This is a genomic window from Janibacter corallicola NBRC 107790 (genome assembly GCF_001570965.1).
Classification (GTDB): domain Bacteria; phylum Actinomycetota; class Actinomycetes; order Actinomycetales; family Dermatophilaceae; genus Janibacter; species Janibacter corallicola.
The window spans coordinates 20,884-28,982 of sequence record NZ_BCSR01000035.1; the positions used below are offsets into that span (position 1 = coordinate 20,884).

At 70.9% G+C, this 8,099-nt stretch carries 7 protein-coding genes; 6 read left to right on the forward strand and 1 reads right to left on the reverse strand.

The genetic code is table 11. From position 1 onward, the window contains the following. The first annotated feature begins 156 nt into the window (after positions 1-156). From JCO01S_RS11855 to JCO01S_RS11875, 5 genes are all read left to right on the forward strand, one after another. Complete coding sequence (locus tag JCO01S_RS11855) at positions 157-552, forward strand: phage holin family protein (RefSeq protein WP_068255786.1); 396 nt, start codon at positions 157-159, stop codon at positions 550-552. 27 nt (positions 553-579) lie between these two features. After that, positions 580-1,650, forward strand: a complete 1,071-nt coding sequence (gene hisC, locus JCO01S_RS11860) for a histidinol-phosphate transaminase (protein ID WP_068255789.1) — start codon at positions 580-582, stop codon at positions 1,648-1,650. Positions 1,651-1,817: 167 nt separating this feature from the next. Beyond that, positions 1,818-3,056, forward strand: a complete 1,239-nt coding sequence (gene pdhA / locus JCO01S_RS11865; protein WP_068255792.1) for a pyruvate dehydrogenase (acetyl-transferring) E1 component subunit alpha — start codon at positions 1,818-1,820, stop codon at positions 3,054-3,056. Beyond that, positions 3,056-4,045 (forward strand): alpha-ketoacid dehydrogenase subunit beta, encoded by a 990-nt coding sequence (locus JCO01S_RS11870; protein WP_068255795.1) that lies wholly within the window; start codon positions 3,056-3,058, stop codon positions 4,043-4,045. Before pdhA ends, JCO01S_RS11870 begins: the two co-directional genes overlap by 1 nt. A 12-nt stretch (positions 4,046-4,057) precedes the next feature. Then, positions 4,058-5,506, forward strand: coding sequence for a dihydrolipoamide acetyltransferase family protein (locus JCO01S_RS11875; RefSeq protein WP_068255799.1), 1,449 nt, complete (start codon positions 4,058-4,060; stop codon positions 5,504-5,506). A 51-nt stretch (positions 5,507-5,557) separates the two neighbouring features. Here the strand turns inward: JCO01S_RS11875 and JCO01S_RS11880 are convergent, their stop codons facing one another. Further along, the gene (locus tag JCO01S_RS11880; RefSeq protein ID WP_068255802.1) at positions 5,558-6,001 is read right to left on the reverse strand and encodes a MarR family winged helix-turn-helix transcriptional regulator; all 444 of its coding nucleotides are present in this window, start codon (positions 5,999-6,001) and stop codon (positions 5,558-5,560) included. 73 nt (positions 6,002-6,074) lie between these two features. Between JCO01S_RS11880 and JCO01S_RS11885 the strand changes: the two genes are divergently transcribed. Beyond that, complete coding sequence (locus JCO01S_RS11885; RefSeq protein ID WP_084342874.1) at positions 6,075-8,057, forward strand: bifunctional copper resistance protein CopD/cytochrome c oxidase assembly protein; 1,983 nt, start codon at positions 6,075-6,077, stop codon at positions 8,055-8,057. The last annotated feature ends 42 nt before the right edge of the window (positions 8,058-8,099 follow it).

Genomic DNA, 8,099 nt, shown 5'->3' on the forward strand with positions numbered 1-8,099 from the left:
TCCATCGGCCTCGCCACAGGCCGTTCGTGATCCTCGGTCTCCCGACGGACAAGTATGACCACACAGGGGACCACAGGTCCGCTGGTCGTGGCGCCGGGCTGTAGCGGGTATCACGTGGCCGGATGCGCGTGCTGGCAATGCTGACATCATGGGCGCATGCTGAATTTCCTCATCAGGACCGGCGTCAACGCCGTCGCGCTGTGGGTCGCGGCCTGGCTCGTCGACGGCATCGTGCTCGCGGGCGACGACACCACCTTCGCCGCCAAGTTCACGACCATCATCCTCGTCGCCCTCGTCTTCGGTGTCGTCAACGCCGTGGTCAAGCCGATCGCCAAGGTTCTCGCCTTCCCCGCGATCGTGCTGACCCTGGGGCTGTTCACGTTCATCGTCAACGCCTTCCTGCTGCAGCTGACCGAGTGGCTCTCCCAGCCCCTCGGGCTGAGCTTCGTCATCACGAAGTTCTGGTGGGACGCGGTCATCGGCGCGCTGATCATCACCATCGTCTCGATGGTCCTCAGCTGGATCCTCCCGGAGAAGGAGGACCTCGAGTAGGAGGCGCCCGGCGCTAGGGTTTCGCGCATGGACACCCCCACGCCCCGCTCCGCGCTGAACTCGGTCCCCGCGTACGTCCCCGGCAGGCCGCCGGCCCCGCGGGAGGGGCTGACCGTCTACAAGGTCTCCTCCAACGAGAACCCCAACCCGCCGCTGCCGAGCGTGCTCGAGGTGATCCGCGAGCAGGCCGCGGGTATCAACCGCTACCCGGACATGGGGGTCACCGAGCTGACCGACGCCCTCGCCTCGCACCTCGGGGTCCCGCGCGGGCAGCTGGCCACCGGCACGGGGAGCGTGGGCGTGCTCGGCCAGATCATCCAGGCGATGTGCGAGGCCGGAGACGAGGTCGTCCACCCGTGGCGCTCCTTCGAGGCCTACCCGATCGTGGTCGCCCTCTCCGGGGCCACCGCGGTCCCGGTGCCGCTCACCGCCGAGCACCGCCACGACCTCGACGCGATGGCCGCGGCGATCACCGACCGGACGAAGGTCGTCCTCGTCTGCACCCCGAACAACCCCACCGGGCCGGCGCTCACCCATGCCGAGCTCGAGGACTTCGTCGCGCGGGTGCCCCGGCACGTGCTCGTCGTCGTCGACGAGGCCTACCTGGAGTTCGTCGAGGGGGAGGAGCGCGTCGACGGGCTCGCGCTGCGGCGCGAGCACCCCAACGTGGCACTGCTGCGCACTTTTTCCAAGGCCTACGGCCTGGCCGGGCTGCGGGTCGGCTACGCGGTGGCCGCGGAGGAGCTCGCGGAGGCGCTGCGCAAGGCCGCGACCCCCTTCGGCGTGAACCTGCTGGCCCAGGCCGCCGCGGTGGCCTCCCTGGCCGCGAAGGACGAGCTCGACGTGCGGGTGAAGGAGCTCGTCGGCGAGCGGGCCCGCGTGGTCTCCGCGCTGGCGGACGCCGGCTGGGAGCTGCCGGAGACCCAGGCCAACTTCGTGTGGTTCCCCCTGGGGGAGCGCATCCCCGACTTCGTCGCCGCCTGCGAGGAGGCCGGCCTCTCGGTGCGCCCCTACGGCACCGACGGGGTGCGCGTGACCATCGGCGAGACCGAGGCCAACGACCGCCTCATCGAGGTCGCGAGCGCCTTCGGCCGGTGACCGGCGGGCCCCCTTTGGGTGTCCAGCAAGTGAGACGCTAGGTTTGGTGCGACACCAATGTGGTCGGGGTCACCCTCCGAACCACGACGAACGACTGCGCCCATGACGAGCGCATTCCGGGTCGTCGGTGCGGGTGACCCCCGAGCCGAGGCCGAAGGGAGATCACAGTGAGCGACAAGGACGTCGCCGGGCACTCGGGTGCCCGGTCACACATGGACGGGGCCTTCGAGCCCTCGCCGCAGCGGGGACCGAAACCGCCCTCGCAGGTCCAGGGGCACTTCTCCGACGAGAACCCCGAGATGGTCCAGTTCGTCGACGCCGACGGCAACCGGCTCGAGACCAACGAGACGAACGCCCCGTACGCGCAGATCGTCGAGGACATGACGAGCGAGGACGCCCGGGTCATCTACCGCGACCTCGTCCTCATCCGCCGCATCGACGCCGAGGGCTTCGCGCTGCAGCGTCAGGGCGAGCTCGGGCTCTGGCCCAGCCTCTTCGGCCAGGAGGCCGCCCAGGTGGGGGCGGGACGCGCCCTCCGCGAGCAGGACTACGCCTTCCCCGGGTACCGCGAGCACGGGGTCGCCTGGACCCGGGGCGTGCCGCCGGAGAACCTCCTCGGGATGTTCCGCGGCGTCAACCACGGCGGCTGGGACTCCAACGCCAACAACTTCCACCTCTACACGATCGTCATCGGCAACCAGATGCTGCACGCGGTGGGCTACGCCATGGGCATCTCGCTGGACGGCGACGTCGGCACCGGCGACCCGCACCGCGACGGCGCGGTCATGGCCTTCACCGGCGACGGTGGCACGAGCCAGGGCGACTTCAACGAGGCGCTCGTCTTCGCGGCGGTGAGCCAGGCACCGTGCGTCTTCTTCATCCAGAACAACCAGTGGGCGATCTCCGAGCCCAACGAGAAGCAGTTCATCATCCCGCCGTACCAGCGCGCCCGCGGCTTCGGCTTCCCCGGCGTGCTCGTCGACGGCAACGACCCGCTCGCGACCTACGCGGTGGCCAAGGACGCCCTCGACAAGGCGCGCGCCGGCCAGGGGCCGACGCTCATCGAGGCCTACACCTACCGGATGGGCGCCCACACGACCTCCGACGACCCGACGAAGTATCGCAGCGACGCGGAGGTCGAGATCTGGAAGGAGAAGGACCCGATCCAGCGGATGCGCGGCTTCATGACCGAGCGCGGGCACGCCGAGCCGGAGTTCTTCGATGCCGTCGACGCGGAGGCCGACGAGATCGCCGCGCGGGTGCGCAAGGCCTGCCAGGAGATGCCCGATCCCGAGCTGGCGACGATGTTCGACCACCAGTACACCGACCCCCACCCGATCGTGGACACCGAGCGTGGGGAGTTCGTCGCCTACCACGCCGGCTTCGCCGAGGAAGGAGGCCAGTGATGACGGGCACCCGGATGAGCATGGCCAAGGCCCTGAACGCCGGTCTGCGGGCCGCGATGGAGAAGGACCCCAAGGTCCTGATCATGGGCGAGGACGTCGGCACCCTGGGCGGGGTCTTCCGCATCACCGAGGGGCTGCAGAAGGACTTCGGCGATCACCGGGTCCTCGACACCCCGCTCGCCGAGTCCGGCATCGTCGGCAGCGCCGTCGGGTTGGCCCTGCGCGGGTACCGACCGGTCGTGGAGATCCAGTTCGACGGCTTCGTCTACCCGGCCTTCGACCAGATCGTCAGCCAGGTCGCGAAGATGCACGCGCGCTCCCTCGGCCACCTGAAGCTGCCGATGGTCATCCGCATCCCGTGCGGCGGCGGGATCGGCGCGGTGGAGCACCACAGCGAGTCCAACGAGGCCTACTTCGCGCACACCGCCGGCCTGCGGGTGGTCAGCTGCAGCAACGCCGCCGACGCCTACTGGATGATCCAGGAGGCGATCGAGAGCGACGACCCGGTCGTCTTCTTCGAGCCCAAGCGCCGGTACCACGAGCGCGGCGAGACCGAGATCGACGAGGCCGCCGGCCCGGACCTGGGGCTCTACGAGTCCCGGGTGGCCCGCGAAGGGAGCGATGCGACGCTGCTCTGCTACGGCCCCATGGTCAAGACCTGCCTGCAGGCGGCCGAGGCCGCGACCGAGGAGGGGCGCGACCTCGAGGTCCTCGACCTGCGCACCCTCAGCCCGCTCGACCTGCCGGCGATCTACGAGTCGGTGAGGAAGACCCGCCGGGCGATCATCGTCCACGAGGCGCAGACCTTCGTCGGGATGGGCGCCGAGATCGCCGCCCGCATCCAGGAGGAGTGCTTCTACCACCTCGAGGCGCCGGTGCTGCGCGTCGGCGGGTACAACATCCCCTACCCACCGAGTCGGTACGAGGAGGAGTTCCTCCCGACCCTGGACCGGGTCCTCGAGGCCGTCGACCGCTCGCTCGAGCACTGACAGGAGTTCCACGTGGCCAGCAAGCTGTTCAACCTGCCCGATCCCGGTGAGGGGCTGACCGAGGCCGAGGTCGTCTCCTGGAAGGTCCAGCCCGGCGACGAGGTCGGGGTCAACGACCTCGTCATCGAGGTCGAGACCGCCAAGTCGCTCGTCGAGCTGCCGATCCCCTTCGCGGGGAAGGTCCTCGAGCTCCTCGTCGCCGAGGGCGACACCGTGGAGGTCGGTGCCCCCATCATCTCCGTCGAGGTCGACGGCGACGCCGGTGAGGATCCGGACGAAGGGGGCGGGGAGCCCGCCGAGGAGTCCGGCCCCAACCTCGTCGGCTACGGCGCGAAGGCGGGCAGCACCAGGCGGCGCGCCCGCAAGGTCTCGCCCGCCAAGGACGTGCCGACCACCCCCGGGCCGGTTCCTGCCCTTCGAGACGGCCGTGAACGGCCTCCTCAGGACCCGGAGGTTGCGCAGCCCGCAGCCACGGTCCCTGAGGAGGTTGCGCAGCAACCGTCTCGAAGGGCCGCATCGCCGCAGCAGCTGCGTGCCCTGGCCAAGCCACCGGTGCGCAAGCTCGCCAAGGACCTCGGGGTCGACATCCAGGCGGTCACGCCGACCGGCGAGGGTGGGGTCGTCACCCGCTCGGACGTCGAGGCCGCAGCCTCCGGTGGCGGAGCAGCCGCCGTGGCGGGGGTCGCTGCGGGGGCCGGTGCCGCCGCGGTGGCGGGGGCCGGTGCCCCCTTCGCCGGGATCGGCCCGGAGGAGACCCGGGTGCCGATCAAGGGGGTGCGCAAGGCCACGGCCGCCGCGATGGTCTCCTCGGCCTTCACCGCTCCGCACGTGACCGAGTTCCTCACCGTCGACGTGACCGCGATGATGGATCTCGTCGAGCGGCTCAAGGCCGACCGGTCCTTCCGCGACGTCAAGGTCACGCCGCTGCTCCTCGTCGCCAAGGCCTTCACGCTGGCGCTGCGCCGGAACGCGGAGGCCAATTCGAGCTGGGACGAGCAGGCCGGTGAGATCGTCCTCCACCGTGACGTCAACCTCGGCATCGCGGCCGCCACCCCACGGGGGCTGCTGGTGCCCAACATCAAGGCGGCGGACCGGATGTCGCTGCACGACCTGGCCGGGGCGCTGGGCGAGCTCGTCGCCACGGCCCGGGACGGCAGGACCCAGCCCGCGGACCTGGCCGGTGGTACCGCGACGATCACCAACGTCGGGGTCTTCGGAGTCGACACCGGCACGCCGATCCTCAACCCCGGCGAGGCGGTCATCCTCGCCTTCGGCGCCGTGCGACGGATGCCGTGGGTGGTCACCGCCCCCGACGGCAGCGAGTCGATCGAGCCGCGCTGGGTGACCCAGCTGGGACTCTCCTTCGATCACCGGCTCGTCGACGGCGAGCTCGGCAGCCGGTTGCTCGCCGACATCGGGGCCCTGCTGCACGACCCCGGCACCGCCTTCCTCTGGGCCTGACGGAGTTCAAGAGACCGCCCCTCTCCCCTCGCGGGGAGGGGCGGTCCGCGGTCAGTCGCGGCTGCGCAGGTCCGCGCCGACGGTGTCGCAGAAGCGTTCGACGTACCCGGTGAAGGTCCGCACGTCCTCCTCGGACCAGTCGGTCAGCAACTCGGCGAACCACGCCTCCCGCTGCTGCACGAGGTCGGCCAGCAGCGAGCGCCCTTTCTCGGAGAGCGCCACGAGCTGGGCGCGGCCGTCCTCGGGGTCGGGGATCTTGGTGAGGAGCCCCAGCGAGGACAGGTGCGAGACCTGGCGGCTGACCGTCGAGGCGTCGGACATGGTCCGCTCGGCGAGGTCGCCGACCCGGCCGGGCTCGTCGCGCAGCGCGACGAGCAGGGCGTGGTGGGTGGGCTCGACCGCGGGGTCCACCCGCGGCGCCCGCAGCCGGGTGGCATGCAGCATCCGCAGCATCCGGATGACACCCACGCTCAGCTGTCCGGTGCTCGTGGGCACGCGTTCTCCTCCGGGTCGATGACGAGCCGGGCCCGATTCGGCCCACTCAGGTGCGTTGCCTAGATTAGTTCGCATGTCCACCCCCAGCGGCACCCGGCGTCGCACCTCCCTCCCCCTCGGCCTCGTCCTGGCGGTCAGTGTGGTCGTCGTGGTCATCGCCACGGCCTTCGGCGGTGGGGCCGCCCCGCTGGACCTGGGCGACCCGGGTCCCGTCGTGCGCTGGTCACTCCCGGTCGTGCGGATCATCCACGACCTCGCCGCCGCGGTGACCGTGGGGACGCTCGGGGTGGCCGCCTTCCTCGTGCCCGAGACCAGGAGCACCCACCGCAGGGAGACCCTGGCCCGGCTCGGGGGCGCCAGCGCGCTCCTCTGGTTCGTCGCCGGGATCGGCTACCTGCTGACCGACTTCGCGTCGCTCGCCGGGATCGGCCTGACCGACCCCGGGTACTTCTCCCAGCTGACGACCTTCATCTGGGACCTGGACAACACGCGCATGTCGGTCATCTCCACGATCGTCGTCGCCGTGATCGCGCTGTGCGCTCCCGTGGCCCGGTCGAAAGGGGCCCTCGCCTGGCTCACCGGAGCGGGTGTCCTCGCGCTGCTGCCCCTCGCCCTCGCGGGGCACTCCTCGGCGAGCCTGGACCACATGACCGGCGTCAACGCGCTGGCGTTCCACCTCGTCGCGGCCACGATCTGGGTCGGCGGGCTCATCGCGCTGCTCGTCATCCGGCCGGGCCTGGACAAGCACCTGGCGATCACCGTGCGGCGCTACTCCACCGTCGCCGGGTGGTGCTTCGCGTTGCTCGTCTTCTCCGGGCTGCTCGTCTCCTGGACCAACGTCAGCGCCGTCGCCGGACTCGCCTCGCGGTACGGGGTGCTGCTGATGCTCAAGGCCGTGTGCGCCGTGCTCCTCGGCTTCGCCGGCTGGTGGCACCGCCGCCGGACCATCGACCTGCTGGAGGCCGGCGCGAAGGGGGCGGCCCCCTTCGTCCGCCTGGCCGTCGGGGAGATCATCGTCATGGCCGGTGCCATGGCCATGGGAGTGGCGGTCAGCCGCAGCCCCACCCCGGACACCGCGGCGCAGCGCCCGGAGGCCTCGATCGTCTACGACCTCTCCGGCTACCCGGACCCCGGCCCGCCGGACGCGAGCAGCTGGATCACCGCCTGGCAGATCGACTGGTTGTGGCTTCCGGTCGCGGTCATGGCCGTGCTCGTCTACCTCCGGTGGACCCTGCGGCTGCGGCGCCGTGGCGACGACTGGCCACTGTGGCGGGCCGCGTCGTGGGTCGGCGGCTGGCTCCTCTTCGTCTACTTCACCTCGGCCGGGCCCGGCGTCTACGGGAAGATCCTTTTCTCCTGGCACATGATCGAGCACATGGGCGTGGCGATGATCGTCCCGCTGCTGCTCGTGCCCGGAGCGCCGATCACGCTCGCGCTGCGGGCGCTCCCGGCGCGCAAGGACCGGACCATGGGGCCGCGCGAGCTCATCCTGGCCACGGTCCACTCGAAGTACCTGCAGCTGCTCGCCAACCCGGTGGTCGCCTCGGCGCTGTTCTTCTTCAGCCTGGCGATCTTCTACTTCAGCCCGCTCTTCGAGCTCGCGCTGAAGACGCACACAGGGCACGTCCTGATGATGGCCCACTTCGTCACGAGCGGGTACCTCTTCACGTGGGTGCTCATCGGTGTCGACCCCGGGCCGAAGCGCTGGTCCCCGCTCGCGCTGCTCGTGGTCCTGCTGGTCACGATCAGCTTCCACGCCTTCTTCGGTGTGGTGCTCACCCAGTCCACCGACCTGTTGGCGCCGGGCTTCTTCAACCAGCTCGACCTGCCGTGGATGACGACGCCCATCGCGGACCAGCGGACCGGTGGTGCCATCGCCTGGGGTGTCGGTGAGGCGCCCACGCTGATCATCGGCACCGTCGTCGCCCAGCAGTGGATGCGCCGGGACGACCGGGAGATGCGCCGGGCGGACCGCCGCGCGGACCGGGACGGCGACGCCGAGCTCGAGGCCTACAACGCGCACCTGGCGCAGCTCGCCCGCAACCAGCAGAAGTAGGGGTGTGCACGCGAAAGGGGCCTCCCGCCGATCGGCGGGAGG